This window comes from Sorangium sp. So ce321, assembly GCF_051530195.1.
Classification (GTDB): domain Bacteria; phylum Myxococcota_A; class Polyangia; order Polyangiales; family Polyangiaceae; genus Sorangium.
In genome coordinates, this window is record NZ_CP150329.1 from 10,988,101 (window position 1) to 11,010,331 (window position 22,231).

The window sequence follows — 22,231 nt, forward strand, 5'->3', positions numbered from 1 at the left end:
ATGCGCGTCTTCTCCTGGTTGTTCGTGGGAATGTTCTCGTGGATGGGCTGCTCCGGCGACGCGATCGTCCACGGTCCTTGTCAGCCTCAGGAATACGGCCACCCGGGCTGCCCGTGGCCCGAGGAAGGTGGCGGCGGGGCCGGCGGTGATGGCGGCAGCGGCGGCGAGGGCGGCACCGGGGGGGCCGGCAGCGGCGGCGATGAAACCGCCTGCGCCGGCGACTGCATCCCGCCGGCGCCGCTCGGATGGTTCGGCCCGGCGCTGCTCTGGTACGGCCCGCCGGACCAGGAACCGGACTGCCCCGCCGCCGCGCCGAACCTCGGCTACGAGGGCTTCGCCGACCTGGCGCCGGCGCCGTTCGCCTGCGCGGCCTGCCTTTGCGATCCGCCGGACGCGGCTGCAGCCTCGTGCCAGCTCCCGGCGGGCTGGTCGGCGCACGCGGCAACGTGTGCCGCCACTGGCCCCGACACCGTCGAGACCGCCTTCGCGGCGCCCGAGGCCTGGGACGGCGCCTGCACCCCCGCGAACGCGATCCCCGCCGGCCAGGACTGCGGCGGGCAGCCCTGCGTGCAGTCGCTCTCGATCGACGCGCCCACCGTGCTGGTGACCGCCGCCTGCACGCCCAGGGTGGACGAGCCGCCGCCGCCGGCTCGCCTCGATCCCTGGCAGACCCGGGCGCGCGCCTGCCTGCCCGGCGCCTACACGGAGTGCCCGGGCGACAGGAGCACCTGCATGCCGTCGCCGGAGCAGCCCGGGGTCACGCCGCCCGGCGGCTTCCTGACGTGCATCTTCCACGAGGGCGACGTGACCTGCACGGCCCCTTACCTGGACAGGCACGTCTTCTACGGCCGCGCCGACGACACGCGCAGCTGCTCCGAGTGCGCCTGCGGGGAGCCCGAGGGCGCGTCATGCACCATCATGGCCTCGGTCTACAGCGACGGGGCGTGCGCGCAGACGCTCGTCTCAGCCGTCGTCAGCTCGACAACGCCGTTCTGCGGGGTCACGCCGCCCGGTGTCGGCCTTGGCAGCAAGTCGGCGGCGGTCGTCGCCGTGGATCCCGGCGCCTGCGCGCCGAGCGGCGGAGAGCCGGTCGGCGAGCTGCTGCCGGCGGCGCCATCGACGTTCTGCTGCCAGGTCTAGAATACCGAGCACGTTGATACGCTGAGGAATGAACCGCCAAGCACGCCAAGCACGCCAAGCACGCCAAGCACGCCAAGCACGCCAAGAAGCGCGCCGACCGAGCAGCGCGCGGCGCGCGATCTCGGCTAAGTGTCATCGCACCTCGTGCGGCCTGGGCTAACCGCTGGGCAGCGCGGCAGCAGGCGTCGCCTGCGGCCCCGCGCCAGGCGGTGCGGCGGCAGGCGTGGCGCCGGCAGCTGGCGCGGCCTCCTCCGGCTCGGCGGCGGTGTCGCTGGACGACGCCGCGCGGCCGCCTCGGCCCTTGTAGAGCGACGGCGCGATCGTCTCGGCATCCCCCTCGTTCCAGCGCAGATAGCTGACGGCGCGGCGGGTCTGATCGTAAGCGTGCACGAGCAGTGAAAACGCGCGCGCCCGCTCATCCTCGTGACGGACCAGGCGAAGCGCTGGGGCAGCTGCTCCCGCGGCGTTCTCCGGCTCAACTGGCGCATCGTGCAGGCGCCGAGAACCCTTGTCGATTACGTGCTCGCCCACGAGCTCGCGCACCTGATCCACGACCACCATGGGCGGGAGTTCTGGGCAACGCTCGGCAGGGTGATGCCCGACTACGAGGCGAGGAGGGCCCGCCTGGGAGAGCTCGGACCTGCGCTTCTGTGGTGATGGAGTCTGCCGCAGTCGGTGATCTCCGTGCTCTCTCTGAGCCTCTGGGCTGCATGGGAACCCGCGCCGGAGGTGTCGATGGACGAGAGCACACGCACCTGGCGCATACCCCATGCCCGCCGCCTCGACGTCACTGACCTCCCTGCCCGGCCGGTGATGTGTCACTTTCTTTCAACGCCCGCACGCACCGTTCCGCCAGAGTATGGATCTCTTGAGCTGCTTGACGCGCCTCGTCGCTGTCGAAGCCCGGTCCAATCAGCCGATTGATCCGCTTGACCAGCTCGAGATTGCCAGCCGAGAAGTCGGCCGTTCCGACGCCGATCTTGCCCGCCGCGTGCAGTTCGATGAGCCGCTCGTACGCCCTTTGGAACGACGCGAGCCTCTCAAGGACGGCCTGGCGGTTTGCAACCACATAGGCCCACGCGGTAACGACATCGAGCGTGTGCGCCCCGTTGTAAAAGTCAACCAGCAACTCCTCAACATCCATCACATTTTCCCTCAACACTGTCCCGCTGCGCCGGAACAACGACCAGCGCACAGGCACAGCCGCACAGCATGAGCGCGCGCGCCTTCACCTTCAGCCGGTGCCTCATGTCCTCTCCCCGAATCCCGATGCTTCTCCTACCGGATGGCGCCGTCAACAGTAATCCAGGACACACTACGTCCGTGCTGTTCCTGCGCGGGCGTGCCAAGTGCGCCCGCGCTCGATCCTGACCGCCTCGCGCGCCTCGCCGCGCCGTCTCCAGAGGATCGCCTCGTCGCGCGCGGTCTTCTCCGTGCCTTTCACCGTCTCCGTCCTGCGCTTCGCGAGATCCTGGCGCTCGCCGCCACCGGCCTCTCGATGAACGAGATCGCCCAATCGCTCGCGCTCCCGCGCCCCACGGTCGCTACCCGCCTCCGCCTCGCGCGCCGCCTCTTCGCCCGCTCCCTCACCCGCTGGCGGAGGTGGCCCCGATGAGCCGCGCCCCCGTCGACGCTCCCGCCGAGACGGCGGCCGAGGTCCCGACCGCGACCGAGGCCGCCCTCATCGAGATGGTGCTCGGCATCCCCGGCGTTGCGCCGCGCATCCTCGGCACGGCCGCCCTCCCATCGCTCGGTCGCCTCTCTCCGGCGGCGCTGGCCGAGCGCACCCAGATCGCGCTCCTCGACGCAACCCGGCTCGCTGCTGCCTTCGGCTCAGGCGGCGCCACCGCGGCTCCACGACCAGGTTGGCCGAGGCAAGCTCAACAAGCGCAGGATCCTGATCGAGGAGCCGTATCCGTCTGGCGTCTATCAGGCGACGGCGTCGAACGGAGCGCACGTCAGTCAGACCATGACGCTGACGATCGATTGATCCCGAGGACCGGGCACGTGCACCGGAGGCCGGTGCACGTGCAGCCGTCGGGGAGCGGCGAAGCGCTCCACGGCGCGGTCACGCACTGCCTCGCCGCTGTCCTGCTTTGATGGGGAGGGGCCAGGTGCCCCATCAAAGATCGGGGTCCACACACCTCGCTCGCTCGAGGATCCCCTCTCGAACGGCCAGCCACTCCTCGGCGAGAATGGAGAACAGCACCGTGTCGCGGCCCCTGCCGTCGTCCCGCCGCTGATAGCGGCGGCCAGACGTCTGGCTGTCCGTGGCCAGACGTCTGGCTGTAGCCGGTCGACTCGCCCGAGGTCGGCAAGGCCGCGGGGATGACGGGCCGCAAGCGGCTCGTCCTCGCCGGCCTCTGGACCATCCTATCTCCGCGTCAGGGCGCCGACGTGACCTCCACGTTGTCGAACCAGATATCGCTGGGCACGGCCACGGCGGTGTCGCTGAACCGGATGGCGATCTGCTTGTCGATCGGCACGCCGGTGCTGCCGGTGCGGTACGACACGCCGGCCGTCCGGACCCACGTGGAGCCCGTCGCGTGGATCTGGCGCGCCAGGAGCCGGAGCGACGCTGGCAATCCATCGATTGTCCGCATACCCGATCTCGTAGGGCACGCTCCCCTTGTTGTCGGTGCCGCCCGTGGCATGGCTCCGGAACGTGTAGAGCCGGTTCGCGACGAAGCGCGTGGTCAGCACCTGCGCGACCGTCTCCCACTTCCCCGACGAGTGGTACATGAGCAACCTTCAAGGCTTCGTAGATGACCAACAGGTCGGCACCTCCAGACACCCTCGAGTCAACACGACAAAGCCCACGCACGGCGCCAGAAACCGGAGCACCTGCAGGTCGATCCCAGCCAGCGGGGTCCGACGATCGGAAGGCGCCAGGGTGGTGAGGATTCCAAGCATCCGGTGATGACTCCAGGCATCAGGTCTGCACCATCACCTCGGCCGTCGGCACGCCCGCAACCCACGTTTCCCGCAGCAAACAGACGCGACGAGCATGGCGCGTGTCTTGCTACGCCTTTGCGCAGCAGGTTTCTCGTGACGGAGCCGCCCCCCGATGAACACGGCGCCCTGGCCAAGGGGTGACCGAAAGTATTTGACGGTGAACGGCTACCTACCTGCGAAGGCGCCGCCGCGGCGCGCGACGATCAAAAATGATCCTGGTACCTGCTTGAATACAATCTGGAGGATTCATTACATGGCAAAGATGCAGAAAGCGTGGTCGGTCGTCCTGGTGATGGTCGTGGGCGGGGTCGTTGGTGCCGCAGCGCTCCCGAGCGCAGCGATCGCCGAGGGGCAGTGCAATGGCAAGTCGAAGCCCTGTCCGCTCCAGAAATGGATGCGCGACAACGCGGGCACGCCCATGGCATCCGGCGAACTGGCCACGATTGCGAAGTCGATGGAGAAGGCAGGAAGTTTCGGCGGTCCTGATATGAAGGACTGGGCCAAGCTTGCCAAGAAGACGAGCGACGACGCCAGGGCCAACAAGACGGACGACGTGAAGGCCGACTGCAAAGCGTGTCACGACGCCTACAAGGATGCCTACAAGCAGAATGCAGCCCTCCGGAACAAGCCGATCCCGTAAGCAGCGCAGAGAGCCGAGCCCGCCCGAGCACCTGCAGCGCTGAGGCTGTCCATCATGGCGCTGGCGGAGCCGCGCGGCGTCCTGGGGCGCGCGAGCCGGGAAGAGATGCTGCGGCCGCACGTCGCCGCGCCGGAGCGGGAGGGCACGCAGGCGATCGGCTTCGTGCACACGGAGCTCGCGCCGAGCCCGCGCAGGCGCCTCCGGGCGACGGCTCGATCGACGTCCTCTCTGGGGTCGAGGGCCGAGGCGAGGCAGGCGAGCGTTCCGTCGGAGCGTTGAACAGGTGACGTTGGCGCGTCCGGGGCGCGGGCGTGTGGCGCAACGGCAATCCTTGCCGTGTCTGGGCCTTTCAGGGCGCGCCGCGCGGCTACACCGCCGACCCCTGTCGGCTTCGCGAAAGGAGGGCTAGGCGCTCTCGCCGTGCAGGGCCGTGCCCGCGGCGTACCCGTCGACGAACTCTTGCAGCTTCCGCAGCTGGTACGTCCGCACGAGCCCCCGGAGCTGCTCGAGCCACGGGCCGAGTCGCGGGTCGGTCTCCTCCATCCGCGCCGCTTCCGCCACCACGTTCCGGACCCGCCCCGACGCCACCAGCCGCGATAGAAGGGCAAGCTCCTCGGCCGGAGGCGGCACCAGCGGACCGCTCTCCCGCGCCGCCACGACGGGGGCCTTCTCCTCGGTCCGAATCCATTCCACGCCGAGGAAGCGCTGGATCTTGTCGAAGAGCGCGCCCGCTTGCACGGGCTTGTGCAAGGAGTCGTTCCAGCCGGTCTGGACGCCCTCCTGCCGTTCGACCATGGATACGTTCGCCGACGAGATCAGGATGACCACCTCGCCGAGCTCGGGCATCTGCCGCAGGCGGCGCGTGGCCTCATGACCGTCCATGCCCGGCATCAGCAGGTCCATCAAGACGAGCGCCGGCCTCCGCTCCCTGGCCAGCCGGAGCGCCCCCTCACCGTCCTCGGCCTCCACGACCTCGAAGCCGATCGGGACCAGCAGATCGCTCACCAGGGCACGGTTATGCGGGTTGTCATCCACGACGAGGACCGTGCGGCGCTCTCCACGATACCCGGTGATGGTATGCCACCCGAGGGCCTTGTCGGCGTGCGCGGAAGCAGGCCCCTCCGCGAGCGCGAGCGTCACCGTGAAGGCGCTGCCTCGGCCGAGCTCGCTCTCGACCTCGATCGTGCCGCCCATCTGGTCGACGATCTTCTTCGTGATCGCGAGGCCGAGCCCTGTGCCGGCGCTCTTCGCCTTGTGATCTCCGAGCTGCTCGAAGGGCTCGAAGATGCGCGAGACGTGCTCCGACGCAATCCCGGGGCCCGTGTCCTCGACCCGGAACCGCAACGTGCTCCCTTCACCCGGGTCGCGCTTCAGCTCGTCGATGACGAGCGCGACGCGTCCTCGCTCGGTGAACTTGATGGCGTTGCTCAGGACGTTGAGCAGCACCTGCGTCAGGCGCTTCTCGTCGCCGTAGAACGTGGACGTGGTCACGCCGCGTATCTCATGGGTGAAGGCGATGCCCTTCTGGTCCGCGCGTACGCGACACAGGTCCACCACCGTGCGCACCAGGGCCTGGAAATCGAACCGCTTCGAGGCGACATCCATCTTGCCGGCCTCGATCTTCGCGAGGTCCAGCACGTCTTCCAGCAACGCAAGGAGATGCTCGCCCGATTGCTTGATGACCTGCACCCCATCACGGCTCTTCGGGGAGAGCTCGGGCGCGCGAGAGAGGACCTGGGCATAACCGAGGATGCCGTTGAGCGGCGTGCGCAGCTCGTGGCTCATGCTCGAGAGGAAATCGCTCTTCGCCCGGTTCGCCCGATCGGCCGCCTCCTTGGCGATCCGGAGCTCGGCCGTGCGCTCCTTGATCTTGGACTCCAGGTCCCGGTACAGCGTGGCATTCTCGACGGCGATGGCCGCCTGCGAGGCCAGCACCGACAGGAACTCCACGCGCGCAGGAGGGAACGCCGACGGCACGTCGCGGTGCTCGAGGTACAGCACGCCCACGAGATGGCCCCTGTGCGTCAAGGGCAAGGCCAGCAGCGAGCGCACCGCGCGAGACGCGAGGTAAGGGTCGACGGCGAAGCGCGCCTCGCTCGTCGCATCGCCCGTCACCACCGGCTCGCCCGTGCGGGCCGCATACTGCACCATCGTCACCGGCACGTCGTGGCTCTGCTCGAGCGGCTCCGACAGCCCCGTCTCGATGCGAGCCCCCTCCACCGACAGCCGCGCCACGACGGAGAGCGCTTCCCCTTCGCGGAGCACGAGGGCGCCGCGCTGCGCCCCCGCGTTCTCCAGGAGCAGCTCCATCAGCCGGCCCACGACGCGCTCCGGGTCGAGCTCGCTCGAGAGCGCCTGCGCCGCGCGCACCGCGGTGTTCACGTCGAGGCTCGCGCCCGCGGAGGCGCCCGTGGTCGTCGTGGTCCCCGCCGCCGCCATCGTGCGCTCGACAGCCGCCCCCTGCATGGACGCCCTGAGCAAGGCAGGGTACTTCGCGTTCAGATGGGCGACCACGTTGACCGCGCCCCAGCGCGCATACGCGTCGCGAGCCTCGCGCAGGTACATGGCACCGATGTGGCTCGCGCCCGCTTGCAGCCGGAACTCGGCGGCGAGCTGGATCGAGAGCGCCTCGATGTGCAGGAAGCGTTGATCGCGCGCGTGCTCGATGGCCTCGTCGTACCTGGCGATGGCCTCTTCGGTCTTGCCGAGGACGCGAGCGTATTCGGCCTCGACGAGGCGCAGCTTGTGGAGGAAGTTCGGCGCACAACCTTCCACGAAGTAGCGCATCCGCTCGAGGCCGTGCTCGATGTGCTCCCGCAGCCGCGCCTGCTCCTCGGCGCCGGCGGCGTCATGCCAGCACTTCGCCGCCGCAAGCGCGAGGTAGAACGCGACGTCCGCCGCCTGCGGCATGCCGAGGATGTCCGCTCGAAACTGGTCTGCCTCCCGCGCCCGCGACAGCGCTCGCTCCCACCTGCCAGTGACACAGAACAGATAGACTTCCACGGTCCGAGCGAGCCCTGCCGTGTACCCGTCCCCGTCCGCTAGGAGGGAGCGCGAACCTCGCGGCAGCGGCTCGTCGTTCAGGAGCTTCGCGGCGCCGTCTGGGGTCGTCAGCACGTCACAATAGGACGCGACCGCCTCGAAGTGGTGCCTCCCCACGGCGTCCCCCGCGCGCTGCACGAGATCCCAGCGAGCCTTGATGTGCGCGTCGAGCTGGGCGAGCTGCATGCCGCGCCAGGCGCGGTAATAGAACAGATCGGACAGGAGGCCCCAGCTCGTGCCCGTGAACGAGCCGATCTTCAGGCCGGCCGCGATGGCCTGCTCATAGAAGGCGCCCGTCTCGTCGATGGGCCTGGAATAGAGCAGGTAGATGCCATGGAGCACCAGGCACTCGGGGAGCATCGGGGACCCCACGCGCTCCGCAGCGCGCACCCCGGGCTCGGTCCAGCGTAAGGCGCGGCGATACATGCCCGTGGCCACCGACCACACATTGCAGAAGCTGCTGATCATGAGGGCGGCAGCCGGCGTGAGCGCCCCCCGTCGCACCGCCTCGGAGACGATGCGGACGATGATGAGCGTGTAAAGCATCGGCCGGCCGCCGTAGATGGAGCAGAGCTGCGTCCGCGTCATCAGGTCGTCGATGAGCCGGTGCTCCGGGGACTGATCGGGCGGCATCCGATCGAACGCGCCGAGGTCCTGCTCCAGCCATCGATCCAGCGCGGCGGACTCCTCGACGAGCGCCGGCTGACACGCCTCGTCCGTGTCGGGCAAGGTGAAGCCCCGCTCCGCGAGCGCCGCGATGCCAAGCTCGATTCCCCGCGCATACTGGCCCGCCGCCAGGCAGCAGCGGACGCGGATCTCCTGCGCCGACAGCCAGGGCACCACCCCGAGAGGCCTCGCGAGCAACTCGAGCGCGCGCGCCTCGACGTCGTCGAACTCTCGCAGCAGATACGCCGCCTCCAGGTGCTCCAGCGCGATCTCCACCGCCAGCGCTCGCTCCTCGTTGTCGGCTCGCTCGCCGAGGAGCGCCCGCGCGTTCTCCAGCAGGCTGGCCATCAGGCGGTGGGAGCTCGCGGCCTTCGCGACGCGAGCGGCCTCCAGGTTCAGCCGCGCGACGTCGTTGAGCTCCTCCGCGGACGTGAGCCGCGCCGCGCCCTGGTTCATGTGCCGCGCGAGCTCGAGGAGCTGCTGCGCCGTGCCCCCTTCTGCCCGATACCGCGCCCAGAGCCGCCGGCCGATCTCGAGGTGCGCGAGGACGCGCTGCTCCGGCGAGATCCGCTCGTAGCTCGCCTGCTGCACGCGATCGTGCAAGAACCGGTACGTCGCGTCCAGCGCTCCGTCGCCCACCCCTCCGAGCGCCTGCGCGGGGCGATAAGCCCCGTCGACCGGCACGACCAGCTCCTCCTCCAGCGCCGGCCACAACGCCTCCGTCACCCGGGCGCACGCCCAACCGCTCAATCGCTCCAGATCGTGGAGATGGAACGTGTGACCCGCGCACGCCGCGAGCCCCATGAGCTGCTGCGTCGCGTCCGGCATCTCTCGTACTTTGTCCGTCAGCAGCGCCACCACGTTGTCGGTGATCTGCGCTCGCTCCAGATCCGCCTGATTCCAGCGCCACTCCCCGCTCCCGGCGTCCCTCACCAGCAGCTCCTGCCGGTGCAGGGAGAGCAGCAGTTGCTCCAGGAAGAACGGGTTTCCACGCGTCTTTTGCCACTGCACGCGCGCGAGCGGCTCCACGCGCCGCGGCTCGCTCTCGAGCGTGCGCGACACCCACTTTTGCACCTGCTCTTCCGACAGGGGGCCCACCGTCAGCCTCGATACCCTGGCCTCGCTCGCCTCCACCGCCTCCACGAGCTTCCACAGCGGGTGCTCGGGCGGCGTCTCGTTGTCACGGTATGCCGCGATCACCAGCAGCGACCTTCGCTCCACGTCCGTCAGCAGCGTCTGCAGGATGATCAGCGTGGCGCTGTCGGCCCACTGCATGTCGTCCAGGAACATGACGAGCGGCGGGTTCGGCGCCGTGACGGTGCGAACGAAGTTCAGCCACGTCAGCTTCTGCCGGTTGAGCACCTGCTCGCCCTCCACCGGCGGCACCGGCGGCAGCTTGCCCATGACGAGGTCGAGCTCCGGCACCACGTCGGCGATCAGCCGCGCGTTGTCCCCGACCTCGTTGCGGATCCGGTCCTGCCAGGTCTCCAGGACCGTCTTCGGGCTCGAGAGCCATTGACGCATCAGCCCCCCGAACGCCTGCGCCATCGCGGCGTACGGCGTCGACCGCGCGAGCTGGTCGTGCTTGCCTGCAACCAGGAGGCCGCGCCCCGCCTTCGCGATGTCGTGGTAGACCGTGCGCACCAGCGCCGTCTTGCCGATGCCCGACGGTCCGCCGACGAGCAAGAGCTCCACCGCGCCCCGCTCGGCGCGGGCGAACGACTCGCCCACCCGCTCGACGTCCTGCTCCCGCCCCACGAGCACCTGCGGCAACCGCAGCTTCCGCGAGAAGTCCTTCTTTCCAAGCGAGAAGGGCTCCACCGTCCCACGCTCTTGGAGCGCGCGGAGCGCCTCCTCCAGGTCCTCCGCCACGCCTCTGGCCGTCTGGTATCGCCGCTCGGGATCCTTCGCCAGGAGCTTCGCGATGATCGCCGACACGGCGCCCGGCACCTCCGGCGCGATCGTATCGAGCGGAGGCGGCTTCTTGGCGAGGTGCGCGTGCACCAGCGAGAGCGGATCGCGGTCGGTGAAGGGCCGCCGGCCCGACAGCGCCTCGAAGAGCGTCACGCCCAGCGAGTAGAGATCCGTGCGCGTATCGAGCGCGCGCGCCGTGCGCCCCGTCTGCTCTGGCGAGATATACGCCAGGGTCCCCTCCAGCGCTTCGGGAATGCTGGCCTCGGTCGCTTCCTGGGACAGCAGCGAGGCGATGCCGAAGTCGAGCAGGGTGACCTGCTCGTACGTCTCATCCACGAGCAGGTTCTGCGGCTTGATGTCCTTGTGCATCACACCGGCGGCATGCACGCCCTCGAGCACCCGGGCGAGGCGGCGCCCGAGCCGCAGCCCGGCCGCCACCGGCAAGCGCCCCTGCCTGGCGAGCACCTGATCGAGCGAGCTCCCTCCAGGGTTGTCGAGCACCAGCGCCGCCGTGCCGTTCCGCTGCTCGAACGCATGCACGCGCGCGACGCCGGACACAGCAGCGAGCTGCCGGAGCACCTGATGCTCGTGGACCAGCCGCCCCATGACGCGCGGGTTCGGCACCTCGGCGAGCGGGACCTTGACCGCCACCTGCGCGCCCGAGGGGAGATGCACCGCGTGAACAACGCGCGTCTCGCTTCCCTCGTAAGCGACGTGCCCCAGCGCATACCCCATCAGTTCCATTCCCGGCCCCCTCTCGTGCATCGGCACCGAGGTACGATAGCCGAGCGTGCGCTAAACTAGCCTGGGCAGGGCAACACAAGTCAATGCAATTGTGAACGACGCTTCGCGACGGCCACATCTGCCCACCCCCAGCGCACGTGCGCTGGGGGGGAAGATTACGCGGGGTGCGCGGGGTGCGCGGGCACACCCGCATACAATGTTTTCAGATGTTGACCAGCGTTACGCAAGACCGCACACGTTCGCACACATATAGTTCAGTCGGCCCTGGTACATCGTATCGCCGGAGCCGCACTCGCTCCCTGGAGCGACGCTGCATGCTTGACCCTTTACAGTCGTCGCGCTACTTGATCGGTCCGCGCTGCGTTTTCAGGCACTGGATGGATGATTTGACGCAATTCAACGGCCTCGTCGTCGCCGTCGACGACAACCCCGTCAACCTCGATACGCTGCTGGAAGCACTGTCGGGCGAGCAGCTGGACCTCGCCGTCGCGACCGATGGCAGCATGGCGATGAGCTTGATCGAGCGTGAGCAGCCGGATCTCGTCCTCCTCGACGTCATGTTGCCAGATATCGATGGTTTCGAGGTGTGCAGGCGCCTGAAGGCCAACTCGCAGACCACCGACACGCAGGTCGTCTTCATGACCGCCTTGAACAACCGGGAGCACCGGCTGCAAGGGTTGAAGGCGGGCGCGGTGGATTACATCAGCAAGCCCTTCGATACCGAGGAGCTCCTTGCGCGGATACGCCCGCACATCGCCGTGCGGCGCATGACGCGAGCGCTGCAGGAAAAGAACGCGAGCCTGGAGTCGGAGGTCCGACAGCGCGTCGCCGTCGAGGCCGCGCGCGAGGCGCTCGTCCTCGAGCTCATGGCCCGCACCGACGAGCTGCGCGAGGCCAAGGAGGGGCTCGAGCGCGAGCTCGCCGAGAAGGCGCTCGCGAACGCGGAGAAGACCGCGCTGCACGAGCAGATCATCGCTGCCCAGCGCAGCCGGCTCCTCGAGCTCTCCACGCCGCTCATCCCGATCACGGATCGCATCCTGGTCATGCCGCTCATCGGTACGATGGATAGCGACCGGGCTCAGCAGGCCATCCATGCGATGCTCCACGGCGCCAGCAGCCGGGCCGCCGAGTTCGTCATCCTCGATATCACGGGCCTCAAGCGTATGGACGAGAGCGTCGCCACCATGCTCCTCGTCGCCGCCAAAGGCCTGCGGCTCCTGGGGACGCGCACGGTGATCACCGGGATAGGCTCGGAGGTGGCCCGGACGCTCGTGCACCTCAACGAGCCCCTGCAAGGCATCGTCACGAAGGCCACGCTCCAGGACGGCATTGCCGTCGCGATGCAGGCCTCCCGTCATCGAGGATAGGGCTCCTGCTCGCCCTGGCGGGTCGCGCGCCGTCGTCCGCCTCGCCCGCGTCAGGGCGCCGACGGACGACTCGCCGCGCGACGCGCCAGGGACGAGCAGCCCCCGCAGGGCGCCTCGCTCCGGCGCTCGCCGGCGTCAGGGCACCGCGTTGACGAGCTCCAGGTTGTCGAACCAGATGTCGCTGGAGCCGCCGGCGGCGCGATCGCCGAACCGCACGATGATCTGCTTGCCGAGCTCCGCGCCGGTGCTCCCGGTGATGTACGTCACGCCGCTCGTCTTGACCCACCCGGCGCCCGTCGCGTGGACCTGGCGCGCCAGGAGCCGGAACGACGAGAGCACGCCGTCGGTCGACGCATAGCCGATCTCGTAGGGGACGGCGCCCGTGTTGTCGCCGCCGCCCTGCGCGAAGCTCCGGAACGTGTAGACACGGCTCGCGGCGAAGCGCGCGCTCAGCACCTGCCCGACGGTCTCGGAGGCCCCGGCCGAGTAGAAGCCGAAGCGCTGGCCCAGGCCGGAGTTGCCGCTGCGCGGATAGGAAGCGTGCAGCCCCCAGCCGCCATACGGGCCGAAGCCGTCGATGCGACCGAACTGCGGCGTGGTGACCGCCTCGATCTGCGCGTTCGCGATGGTCAGCGGAGGCGGCGGGGGCGGCGGGGTGCCGCAGGTGGCGGAGCAGCTGCCGGAACGCACGGTGTTGCAGCCGGCCGGATCGATGCCGCACCAGTTGCTGACGATGCTGTCGCGGTTGCCGCACGTGGTGGTGTCCCAACCGCTCGACGCGTAGAACGGCAGGATATCGGTCCGCTGCGCCAGCACGCACTGCGTGCAGGGCGAGCCGCACGTCGAGGTGCCGCACGCGGCCGCGCAGCTGCCGGAACGCACGGTGTTGCAGCCGGCCGGATCGATGCCGCACCAGTTGCTGACGATGCTGTCGCGGTTGCCGCACGTGGTGGTGTCCCAACCGCTCGACGCGTAGAACGGCAGGATATCGGTCCGCTGCGTCAGCACGCACTGCGTGCAGGTGGAGCCGCAGCTGCCCCCGCCGCCACCGCCGGCGCCCCCGCTGCCTCCGCTACCGCCGCTGCCGCCGCTTCCGCCGCTTCCACCGCTGCCGCCGCTTCCGCCGGTGCCCGTCGTGCCGCCGGTGCCCGTCGTACCGCCACGGGTCAGCCGGTCGCCCGCGACGAGGTTCTCGCAGGAGCCGCTGCCGTTCTTCGTGCAGCTCGCGAACGCCTCCGGCACGACCGCCTGACCGGCGTACGGCCCTTTCGAACCCTGCACGTTCCTGAAGAGCGCGTTCTTGGAGAGCGCGAAGTGGAGGTGCACGTTGATCGGCAGCGACCCGGAGTTTCCGGCCGCGCCGATGCGCGTGCTCGTCGTGACCGTCGCGCCCGTGGCGACGGCGGTGCTCGCGAGGTGCGCATACAGCGAGTAAAGCTGCTCACCCCCCACCGTGTGCCGGATGAAGACGATGTTGCCGAAGGGGTCGAAGCCGCCTTCCGTCTTGCCCGCGAACACGACCTGGCCGTCGGCGACGGGGTAGACGCTCTCGTTCAAGCTCAGGTCGAAATCGAGCGCGTAGTAATCGTTCGTATGTCCCGTGTCGTTCGTGTTGTCGTGATATTCGGTACCATATCCTCGCGTGATCGTGTGCTGCACGCCTGTCCCCCAGGGGGGCACGATCGTGAGGCCCGCGGGTTTGTCCACGGCGCCGGTGACCGGGGTCGTCAACATCTCCTGCGACATTGCGATGGACTCCGCGTCCTCTCCGCCACACGCGGACAGCACCGACAGGAGCGCAACAGGCACGATGAACAAGGAGCGAGATAGCATGATGATGCCTCAGGGTTGAACGGGGTCTCTGGCAGCAAGGCCGCGGCTCGGCTGGCCTGCCCCGGCGAGCGCCGGCGGGGCGCGCGGCGAGGGCGGCGCGTCGAGCGTCGCCTCCTGCCCCGATGACAGCGACCGCCTCCGGATGTCGCACCGAAATCGTCCCACCGGGCGAGCACAGCGCCAGAACGCGCGGGCCCCCTCCCCCGCGCCACCCCGACTGGACTCATTTCATCACGCCAGAACGCGCGGGCCCCCTCCCCCGCGCCACCCCGACTGGACTCATTTCATCACGCCAGAACGCGCGGGCCCCCTCCCCCGCGCTACCTCCGCGCCACCCCCGGTGAACTCATTGTTGTTACAAGTTCGTCGTTGTCCGCCTACATTTCGCTTCCAGAAGGAGTCTGGATGGGCGACACGGCGAACGGGCAGCCGACCCGCTGCCTCGAGGAAAATACCCTCGATGCGCTGGGCCGAGGGCAGCTCTCCGCGGCAGAGCGCGACGCCGCCGTCCATCACCTCGACGCGTGCGAAGACTGCCGCCACCTCGTCGCCGCGCTGGGCCACGCCGCGAGCTGGCCGGCGGCGCAGACAGACACGACGGACGAAGCGCCGCCGCCCCCGGAGGCCGCCGGACCGGAGGTCGCGCCGCCGCGCCTGCCGCCAGGCAGCCGGATCGGGCGTTATACAGTGCTCCACACGGTCGGCGCCGGCGGCATGGGGGTCGTCTACGCGGCGTATGACCCGGAGCTCGACCGCCGCGTCGCGCTGAAGCTCGTCCACCACGAGCGCCTCGCGGACCGGGCGCGGGAAGAGGCGGCGTCACGGTTGCTGCGGGAAGCGCAGGCGCTGGCGCGACTGTCGCACCCCCACGTGATCACCGTCTTCGACGCGGGCCGCTTCGACGGGCAGGTCTTCCTCACCATGGAGTTCGTCGAGGGGGGCACGCTGCGGCAGTGGGCGCGCGCGGCGCGCGCGGAGCGCCGGCCCCCCGGCGCCGTGCTCGAGATGTTCCTCCAGGCCGGGCGCGGGCTCGCCGCCGCGCACGCCGCCGGGCTGGTGCACCGCGACTTCAAGCCGGACAACGTGCTCATCGGCAAGGACGGGCGCGTCCGGGTGACCGACTTCGGCCTGGTGCGCGTCGCCCCGGCCGGGCCGGCGGCGCCCGCGCGCCCCGAGCACGGCGCCGAGCGCCCGGGCCGGCCCCTGCCGGCCAGCGCGGGGACGCAGACCGAGGCGGGAGCGCTCCTCGGGACGCCGGCGTACATGGCCCCGGAGCTCCTGCGCGGCGCGCCGGCCGACGCGCGCAGCGACCAGTTCGCGTACTGCGTCGCCCTCTACGAGGCGCTCCAGGGCGAGCGGCCGTTCACGGCGACCGACCTCGGCTTCGGCCAGCAGGGCACGCGCACGCCAGAAGACCGCGAGCCGCCGCGGGGCAACAGCATCCCCTCGTTCCTCCAGGGCCCGCTGGCCCGCGGCCTGTCCCTCGCGCCAGAGCACCGGTATCCATCGATGTCCGCCCTGCTCGCCGACCTGGAGCGGCGGAGCACGTCGCCGCGGAGGCGCCGCCTCGCCCTCGGGGCCCTCGGCGTGGCCGCGGTCCTCGCGGCGGGCGCCGGCGCGCTGTGGTGGCAGGGCCGGGGCGCGGGCGTGTGCGGGCACGCCGAGGAGCGGCTGGCCGGCGCCTGGGACGACGCGCTCAAGGGCAAGCTCCGCGCGGCGTTCCTCGCCACGGGAGCGCCCTTCGCCGAGGCGGCCTGGTCCGGGACCGAGGCGCTCGTCGACCGCTACGCGAAGCGCTGGGTCCAGATGCACACCGACGCGTGCGAGGCCACCCACGTGCGGGGCGAGCAGTCCGGCGAGCTGCTGGACCTGCGCATGGCGTGCCTCGCGCAGCGCCGCGAGGGGCTGCGCGCGCTCACCGCCGTGCTCGCCAGCGCGGAGAGGGACGTCGTGGAGCGCGCCGCGCGGGCGGCGGATCAGCTCCCTCCGCTCGAGGAGTGCGCCTCGATCGAGGCGCTCACCGCGCCGCTGCGCCCGCCGCGGGACCCGGCGGCCCGCGCGCGGATCGAGGCCGCCCGCGGGGAGCTCGCCGAGGCCGCCGCGCAGCGCGCCGCGGGCCGGTACGCGCAGAGCCGGGCGCTCGCCCAGAAGGTCGCCGACGAGGCGACGCCGCTGTCGTACAGGCCGCTCGAGGCCGAGGCGTGGATGGCCGTCGCGCTCGCCGACATCCAGCTCGACGACGGGGCGCGGGCGGAAGCGTCGACCTACCGCGCCCTGACCGCGGCCCAGGCCAGCGGGCACCTGACCGTCGCGGCGAGGGCAGAGCTCTCGCTGGCCCACGTCCATGGCGTGATGTTCCGCCGGCACCCGCAGGGGCATGTCTGGGCGGACCTCGCCGCGGCGACGCTGGAGCGCGTCGGGGACGCGCCGCTCGTCTCGGCGGATCGGCTGCTGGTGCTGGGCAAGCTCCTGCTCGACGAGGGCCACGCGAACGAGGCCCTCCCGCACCTGCAGCAGGCGCTCGCCCTCCAGGAGCGCGCCCTCGGCCCCGACGACCTCACCGTCGCGACGACCCTCGGCCGCCTCGCCAGGGCGCTCTCGAACGTCGAGCGGCACCCGGAGGCGCTCGCGCTCGCGCAGCGGTCGCTCGCCATCCAGGAGCGGCTCCTCGGCCCGGACCACCCGGATCTCGCGGCGTCGCTCAACGCGATCGCGTTCATCCTGTACATGTCCCAGCGGAGCGCCGAGGGGATCCCGTTCGCCTCGCGCGCCCTCGCCGTCCAGGAGCGCGCCTTCGGGCCGGGCCACCCGGCGCTCGTCAAGACGATCATCGGTCTATCGAACCTGCACAGCGGCCCGCGCGACGCCCTCGCGCTGCTCCAGCGCGCGCGGGACATCCAGGAGCGCTCGGTGGGCGCGGAGCACCCCGACATGGTTTATATCCTGAAGAACATGGCCATCAGCCATGGCCTGCTCCGCGAGACCGACGAGCAGCTCGCGTGCGCGGAGCGCGCGCTGACCATCGAGGAGAAGCTGCTCGGCCCGGATCACCCGGACCTCGCCAACACGCTGGTCGTGCTCGGGCAGGCGCACGACAGGCTGGGGCACCCGGAGGAGGGCCTGCCGTTCCTGGAGCGGGCGCTCGCCATCACGGAGGCGCGCCCGCTCACCGACTCCTACGCGATCGGGCGGAGCGCTCGCGTGAACATCCGCGGGCAGATGGCCGACACGCTGTGGGCGATCGGGCGCGATCGCGGGCGGGCGCGCGCGCTCGTGACCGGCGCGCTCGACGTGGCGCGCGGCGGCGGCAGCGAGATGGAAAGAGACGTCGCCGCGCTCGAAGCGTGGCTGTCGGCGCATCCACTCCCGCCTTGATGCACGTTCCCCGCCATGAGAGGGGAAAAGGGCGCATGAGCGACGCACGGTCTCCGATCCGCGCCCTCCGGGAAGAAGCCGGCCTGGGCGGGGGCGACGAGGTGGACGCGGCCCTCGGCGGGCTCTTCGAGGAGGGCCGGCGTGCGTGGCCGGGGCTCCCGCTCGCCGTGTCCTCGTGGGTTCGACACGTCGCGCGCCACCTGCCGGACCGCGACGCGCGCGACAGGCCAGCGGCGCACCTCGCGTCGCTCCACGCCGCGGACCTGTACCTCGCCTGCGCCTGCGCGGAGCGGGCGCCGGGCGCGGTCGAGGCGTTCCTTTCCCGCCACGAGGCCGCCCTCGAGGGGGCGCTGCGCAGCCGGAACATCCCGCCCGGCCAGCGCGACGAGCTGCGCCAGGAGGTGCTGGAGAAGCTCATCGTGGGCCGGCCCGGCGCGCCTCCCAAGATCGGCGACTACGCGGGCCGCGGCCCGCTGGGCGGCTGGGTGCGCGTCGCCACGATCCGGACGGCGCTCAACTTCCTCAAGAAGGCGGGGCACGACCGCGCGGCGGCCGGGGCGGAGCCCGACGAGGCCGCGGAGCCCTCCACGCCGGATCCCGAGCTCTCGTTTCTCAAGGCACATTACCGGGCCGAGGTCTCCCAGGCGCTCAAGGACGCGTTCGCCGGCTTGCCGGCCGACGAGCGCAACGTGCTGCGGCTCCACTTCGTGGACGGGCTCGGCATCGACAGGATCGCCGCCGTCTACGGCATCCACCGCGCCACGGCCGCGCGCTGGGTGACGCGCGGCCGCGAGGCCCTGCTGAGGAGAACGCAGGAGCTGCTCGGGCAGCGGCTCGGCATCGATAAGGCCGAGGTCGACAGCGTGGTCGGCATCGTCCGGAGCCAGCTCGACGTGGCCGTCAGCAGCCTCTTCCGCGGCTCGTGAGCGAGGTGGGCGCGAGCGAGGCAAGGCACCCGGGTTCAAGGTAAGTAAGCGCCCGGAAGGGCAAGGGATTCCAGGTCAGCGCCCGGAAGGGCAAGGGATTCCAGGTCAGCGCCCGGAAGGGCAAGGGAGAGCCGATGAAGCGACACGTGTTGATCACCGGGGCGAGCATCGCGGGTCCTGCCCTGGCCTGGTGGCTGGACCGCCATGGCATGGCGGTGACCGTGGTGGAGCGCGCCCCGAGCTTCCGTGACGGCGGGCAGAACATCGACGTGCGCGGCGCCGGCCGGAAGGTGGTCCAGCGCATGGGGCTCGAGGACGCGATCCGCCAGCGGACGACGCACGAGGAGGCGATCGCCTTCGTGGACGAGCGGAACAACGTGCGGGCCAGGATCGGCGCTGAGCAGTTCAGAGGCAACGGCCCTGTCGCAGAGCTCGAGATCCTCCGCAGCGAGCTCGCGCGCCTGCTGCTCGATCATAGCCGCGGTTCGGCAAACTATATCTTAGGCGACAGGATCGCCGCCCTCCGCGACCGCGGCGACAAGGTCGACGTCCGCTTCGAGCGCGGCGACGAGCGCGAGTACGACCTGGTCATCGTCGCGGAAGGGATCGGCTCGTCCACGCGCGAAATGCAGTTCGGGGATGAGGTCAAGCGCGTTCCGCTCGATCTGTACATCGCCTACTTCGCCATGCCGCGCGGCGAGAACGACGGGAACGTCTCGCGCTGGTTCAACGCGCCGGGCGGCCGCAGCGTCTTCCTGCGGCCGGACAACCTCGGCACGACGCGCGCCGCCCTGTCGCTGCAGGAGAAGCCGCGAGGTTACGAGAAGCTGTCGCAGGACGAGCAGAAGGCGCTCTTGAAGGCGAGGTTCGCGGACGCCGGCTGGGAGACGCCGCGCGTGCTCGCCGCGCTCGACGAGGCGAAGGACTTCTACTTCGAGTCGATCGGTCAGGTGAAGATGCCTCGCTGGTCCAAGGGCCGCGTCGTGCTGGTCGGGGAGCCGCCTACTGCGCCTCGCCGGTCAGCGGCATGGGCACGAGCCTCGCGCTCGTCGGCGCCTATGTGCTCGCCGGCGAGCTGGCGAGAAGCGACGATCACGCCAGGGCATTCGCCGCTTACGAGCGCATCATGCGCCCTTATGTCGACCAGGCCCAGGACATGCCAAAGGCGGGGCCGCGGATCGCGCAGCCGCAAACCCGGGCCGGGATCGCCCTCCAGCAGGCCGCCCTGAGCCTGGCGACAAGGCCCGCATTCAGCTGGATCGCCGGCAAGCTGCTGTCGCCCCCCGCCGACAAGATCGACCTCCCGGACTACGGCAAGAGCGCGTCGAGCGCTTCGTCCGCTGGCTGACCAGAAGCACCTCTCGGCGCTCGGCGCGCTCTGCTCACGGCGCGGCGGGTGTCAGAGGCACTCGACGAAGCCGTCGTAGAGCGACCTGTCCGTCCCGGGGAGCGCGGCGTTGATGGCCCGACCTGCCGGCGCCGAGAGCGCCTCGACGAGGTCGACCACGGCGGTCTCCGGGGCGACGGGCATCTCGCAGACGAAGATCCTGGCGTCTACCTCCATGTCGCCCGTGGAGGGCAGGATCTCCTCGTTGCTCGCGGCGAGGACCCACACGCATTTACCTATCGTCCCGGCGTGCTCCTCGACGGAGCAACGGAATCGAAGCGACCTGTAGTTGCTGAAATCGCCTTCGCAGAACGTGTCGCCGCAGACGACGTCGAAGTCGTCGTTCAGCTCGCGAAGCAGCCCGTACCAGGCGTCGAGCTCGGCCGAGTTCGTGAAGTACGACTCGGCGTCGACGAAGCGCTTCGCGTCGGTCGAGCCGGCCGGAGCGCTTGCGCCGTCGTGCTGCGGAGCGGTGCTCTCCGGTCGCTCTGGAGCGGCGCCTTGCGCGGTGGTGCAGGCGAGCGCGAGGACAGGGAGAAGCATGGACAGGGAGTGATGAACCGACATACGTGCCTCCATTCGAGCGCGACGCGCGGCGCCGGCTCGAGCTAGCAAGCCGCTTCCGTGCCTTCGCGCTGCCCCGCAACGGCGAGGCCAGCGCGAGGTCGGACCTCGCGGCGTTGCGGTGGGCACTCTTTGCGAGCGGCGTGCCGCGGCTTTTTCCCCGATCTTTTGGCCCTCTCCGCGCTCCGGGACCTGGCGGCCGCCAGGCGCGCCGCCAGATCCGCCAGATCGGGTCCATCGCGCCCGGTGCGGTTCGGAGGAGGACGGCACGGCTTGGCAGCACCAACCGTCTGCCGACGGCCTACCTTGGATCGCGGCCGTCAGTGCTCGGCGCACGTTCGCGACAGAACCTCACTTATCGCTCGTTTCTGGAGCATTGACACATGTGGCCACGTGTGACTATTAATATGCCCGAAACACGAACTTAACCAAATCGTATCGATATAAATTTCCGCTCTTCTATTAACGTGATCTTCCCCCGCGGTGTGGAGCGCCCAGCGGCCTGGCTGTCGCCAGGTCGAGTGGCAGACGCGCTGGCATGTGCGCGGGCCTGGAAGGGGAGTATGACCATGAGGGCCATGTCTGCGTTCCTTTGTGCGAGCTTCCTTGCTCTGGTCGCGTGCGGCGCCGAGCCTACAGATGGTGGAGACCCGCTGGACGCGCTGGAGAGGGACTTCGGCGGACCCGATGGGGTGATGGACCTCTTCGAGAACGGCAGCGAGGACGAGATCCGCGACACGCTCGCGGAGTACGGGATCGGTTATGCGGCTCAGGAGCTCATCAGCGATTGCCCACAGTACTTCCCCTCGAGCGATCGCAATGTGTGGCATTCCTTCGATGGAGAGCACTACTACATCGACGGTTCTGGCCGGCCTAACAGGGCGTATGCGTACTTGCCACCCATCGCTACCGCGCCGCGACGGGATGCATGCCAGGGAAACGTGGGGAGCTGGGGGGACGCCGAAAATCCCTCCAACGATTACGATGGCGGCCACCTGATCGGCTCACAGCTGGGCGGCTGGGGTGGACGAGCCAACCTTGTCCCCCAGGACGCGAACTTCAACCGCGGCAACTGGGTGGCACTGGAGAACAGGATGGCGCTCTGCGGCGCGCTGCCCAGCGGACGGATGCGCTACTACATCGGCGCGAACTACCCCAACAGCAGCGCGCTCATCCCGAACAACATGACCATGGAGATCACCAACCGCTCCACGGGGAGCCGCGTCCTCATGTCGTTCGCGAACACGGACGGAGGCGGCTCCAGCGGGACGACAGAGAAGAACCGCGGGGTGTCGTGGCTCGACAGCCAGGGCTGTCACTAGGCCCACGTCGCTGGCGTTGCGACCGGCGCCACGTAGCTCGACGCCGCTTCCGAGAGTCGGACAGCTGCGGGCCGCCAGGGTCACAAGCCGGGCGCGGGCTGCCCCATGCTGAGCCCAGCCGTCCCCGCGCCTGCGGATCGTTCTGGACTGGTCGTTCCAGAATATCACCCGCCATGGGAGCTTCTGATGAGAGATCAGAGAGCACACAGCAGCCTGGACGACAGAGCTTCTCGCGACGGTGATGGCCGCGGCGCTCGCCCTCGTGTGCGGGAAACGCGATCTCGGGGGTCGACGAGCTCGACTTGTCGGGCACCGCCGACACGACGGGCGACGGCGCAGCCAGATCCTCGGGCAAG

At 70.1% G+C, this 22,231-nt stretch carries 17 protein-coding genes; 11 read left to right on the forward strand and 6 right to left on the reverse strand.

The window, feature by feature from the left end:
- Window positions 1-1,140 carry a hypothetical protein gene (locus tag WME89_RS40635; protein WP_438004953.1) on the forward strand — a complete coding sequence of 380 codons (1,140 nt, stop codon included), beginning with the start codon at window positions 1-3 and terminating at the stop codon, window positions 1,138-1,140.
- A 156-nt stretch (window positions 1,141-1,296) separates the two neighbouring features.
- Here WME89_RS40635 and WME89_RS40640 read toward each other — a convergent pair whose 3' ends face one another.
- Window positions 1,297-1,530, reverse strand: coding sequence for a hypothetical protein (locus tag WME89_RS40640; RefSeq protein ID WP_438004954.1), 234 nt, complete (start codon window positions 1,528-1,530; stop codon window positions 1,297-1,299).
- A gap of 33 nt (window positions 1,531-1,563) precedes the next feature.
- Between WME89_RS40640 and WME89_RS40645 the strand changes: the two genes are divergently transcribed.
- Entirely contained in the window at window positions 1,564-1,797 is a 234-nt protein-coding gene (locus tag WME89_RS40645) for a M48 metallopeptidase family protein (protein WP_438004955.1), read from the forward strand.
- 130 nt (window positions 1,798-1,927) lie between these two features.
- Here WME89_RS40645 and WME89_RS40650 read toward each other — a convergent pair whose 3' ends face one another.
- Complete coding sequence (locus tag WME89_RS40650) at window positions 1,928-2,284, reverse strand: hypothetical protein (RefSeq protein WP_438004956.1); 357 nt, start codon at window positions 2,282-2,284, stop codon at window positions 1,928-1,930.
- A gap of 141 nt (window positions 2,285-2,425) precedes the next feature.
- Between WME89_RS40650 and WME89_RS40655 the strand changes: the two genes are divergently transcribed.
- Window positions 2,426-2,755, forward strand: a complete 330-nt coding sequence (locus tag WME89_RS40655) for an RNA polymerase sigma factor (protein ID WP_438004957.1) — start codon at window positions 2,426-2,428, stop codon at window positions 2,753-2,755.
- On the forward strand, window positions 2,752-3,240 hold the full coding sequence (locus WME89_RS40660) for a hypothetical protein (RefSeq protein ID WP_438004958.1): 489 nt from the start codon (window positions 2,752-2,754) through the stop codon (window positions 3,238-3,240). Before WME89_RS40655 ends, WME89_RS40660 begins: the two co-directional genes overlap by 4 nt.
- Before the next feature lie 284 nt (window positions 3,241-3,524).
- Here WME89_RS40660 and WME89_RS40665 read toward each other — a convergent pair whose 3' ends face one another.
- Complete coding sequence (locus tag WME89_RS40665; RefSeq protein ID WP_438004959.1) at window positions 3,525-3,743, reverse strand: hypothetical protein; 219 nt, start codon at window positions 3,741-3,743, stop codon at window positions 3,525-3,527.
- Window positions 3,744-4,348: 605 nt separating this feature from the next.
- Here WME89_RS40665 and WME89_RS40670 point away from each other — a divergent pair.
- Both WME89_RS40670 and WME89_RS40675 read left to right on the forward strand, forming a co-directional pair.
- On the forward strand, window positions 4,349-4,735 hold the full coding sequence (locus WME89_RS40670; RefSeq protein ID WP_438004960.1) for a hypothetical protein: 387 nt from the start codon (window positions 4,349-4,351) through the stop codon (window positions 4,733-4,735).
- A gap of 54 nt (window positions 4,736-4,789) precedes the next feature.
- Window positions 4,790-5,014: a hypothetical protein gene (locus WME89_RS40675; RefSeq protein ID WP_438004961.1), complete on the forward strand. Its 225-nt coding sequence runs from the start codon at window positions 4,790-4,792 to the stop codon at window positions 5,012-5,014.
- 126 nt (window positions 5,015-5,140) lie between these two features.
- Here WME89_RS40675 and WME89_RS40680 read toward each other — a convergent pair whose 3' ends face one another.
- On the reverse strand, window positions 5,141-11,101 hold the full coding sequence (locus WME89_RS40680) for an AAA family ATPase (protein ID WP_438004962.1): 5,961 nt from the start codon (window positions 11,099-11,101) through the stop codon (window positions 5,141-5,143).
- 164 nt (window positions 11,102-11,265) lie between these two features.
- Here WME89_RS40680 and WME89_RS40685 point away from each other — a divergent pair, with 164 nt between their 5' ends.
- A complete protein-coding gene (locus WME89_RS40685) occupies window positions 11,266-12,468 on the forward strand; it encodes a response regulator (protein WP_438004963.1) in 1,203 nt (400 codons plus the stop codon).
- Window positions 12,469-12,603: 135 nt separating this feature from the next.
- Here WME89_RS40685 and WME89_RS40690 read toward each other — a convergent pair whose 3' ends face one another.
- Window positions 12,604-14,301, reverse strand: coding sequence for a M23 family metallopeptidase (locus tag WME89_RS40690; protein ID WP_438004964.1), 1,698 nt, complete (start codon window positions 14,299-14,301; stop codon window positions 12,604-12,606).
- A gap of 405 nt (window positions 14,302-14,706) precedes the next feature.
- On the opposite strand from WME89_RS40690, the gene WME89_RS40695 reads away from it, so the two are divergent.
- The 3 genes from WME89_RS40695 (at window position 14,707) to WME89_RS40705 (ending at window position 19,831) form a co-directional block, all read left to right on the forward strand.
- Window positions 14,707-17,676, forward strand: coding sequence for a tetratricopeptide repeat protein (locus WME89_RS40695; protein WP_438004965.1), 2,970 nt, complete (start codon window positions 14,707-14,709; stop codon window positions 17,674-17,676).
- Window positions 17,677-17,711: 35 nt separating this feature from the next.
- Window positions 17,712-18,602, forward strand: a complete 891-nt coding sequence (locus WME89_RS40700) for a sigma-70 family RNA polymerase sigma factor (RefSeq protein WP_438004966.1) — start codon at window positions 17,712-17,714, stop codon at window positions 18,600-18,602.
- 134 nt (window positions 18,603-18,736) lie between these two features.
- Complete coding sequence (locus tag WME89_RS40705; protein WP_438004967.1) at window positions 18,737-19,831, forward strand: FAD-dependent monooxygenase; 1,095 nt, start codon at window positions 18,737-18,739, stop codon at window positions 19,829-19,831.
- 170 nt (window positions 19,832-20,001) lie between these two features.
- Here the strand turns inward: WME89_RS40705 and WME89_RS40710 are convergent, their stop codons facing one another.
- Window positions 20,002-20,556: a hypothetical protein gene (locus tag WME89_RS40710; RefSeq protein WP_438004968.1), complete on the reverse strand. Its 555-nt coding sequence runs from the start codon at window positions 20,554-20,556 to the stop codon at window positions 20,002-20,004.
- Window positions 20,557-21,131: 575 nt separating this feature from the next.
- On the opposite strand from WME89_RS40710, the gene WME89_RS40715 reads away from it, so the two are divergent.
- A complete protein-coding gene (locus WME89_RS40715; RefSeq protein ID WP_438004969.1) occupies window positions 21,132-21,875 on the forward strand; it encodes a DNA/RNA non-specific endonuclease in 744 nt (247 codons plus the stop codon).
- Window positions 21,876-22,231: the final 356 nt, after the last annotated feature.

Excerpts from the sequence above, each read along its gene's own strand:
- WME89_RS40635 (WP_438004953.1), top strand. The coding sequence starts at position 1 with ATGCGCGTCTTCTCCTGGTTGTTCGTGGGAATGTTCTCGTGGATGGGC.
- WME89_RS40650 (WP_438004956.1), bottom strand. The coding sequence starts at position 2,284 with ATGGATGTTGAGGAGTTGCTGGTTGACTTTTACAACGGGGCGCACACG.
- WME89_RS40655 (WP_438004957.1), top strand. The coding sequence starts at position 2,426 with ATGGCGCCGTCAACAGTAATCCAGGACACACTACGTCCGTGCTGTTCC.
- WME89_RS40660 (WP_438004958.1), top strand. The coding sequence starts at position 2,752 with ATGAGCCGCGCCCCCGTCGACGCTCCCGCCGAGACGGCGGCCGAGGTC.
- WME89_RS40665 (WP_438004959.1), bottom strand. The coding sequence starts at position 3,743 with ATGCGGACAATCGATGGATTGCCAGCGTCGCTCCGGCTCCTGGCGCGC.
- WME89_RS40670 (WP_438004960.1), top strand. The coding sequence starts at position 4,349 with ATGGCAAAGATGCAGAAAGCGTGGTCGGTCGTCCTGGTGATGGTCGTG.
- WME89_RS40675 (WP_438004961.1), top strand. The coding sequence starts at position 4,790 with ATGGCGCTGGCGGAGCCGCGCGGCGTCCTGGGGCGCGCGAGCCGGGAA.
- WME89_RS40680 (WP_438004962.1), bottom strand. The coding sequence starts at position 11,101 with ATGGAACTGATGGGGTATGCGCTGGGGCACGTCGCTTACGAGGGAAGC.
- WME89_RS40690 (WP_438004964.1), bottom strand. The coding sequence starts at position 14,301 with ATGCTATCTCGCTCCTTGTTCATCGTGCCTGTTGCGCTCCTGTCGGTG.
- WME89_RS40695 (WP_438004965.1), top strand. The coding sequence starts at position 14,707 with ATGGGCGACACGGCGAACGGGCAGCCGACCCGCTGCCTCGAGGAAAAT.
- WME89_RS40700 (WP_438004966.1), top strand. The coding sequence starts at position 17,712 with ATGAGCGACGCACGGTCTCCGATCCGCGCCCTCCGGGAAGAAGCCGGC.
- WME89_RS40705 (WP_438004967.1), top strand. The coding sequence starts at position 18,737 with ATGAAGCGACACGTGTTGATCACCGGGGCGAGCATCGCGGGTCCTGCC.
- WME89_RS40710 (WP_438004968.1), bottom strand. The coding sequence starts at position 20,556 with ATGTCGGTTCATCACTCCCTGTCCATGCTTCTCCCTGTCCTCGCGCTC.
- WME89_RS40715 (WP_438004969.1), top strand. The coding sequence starts at position 21,132 with ATGTCTGCGTTCCTTTGTGCGAGCTTCCTTGCTCTGGTCGCGTGCGGC.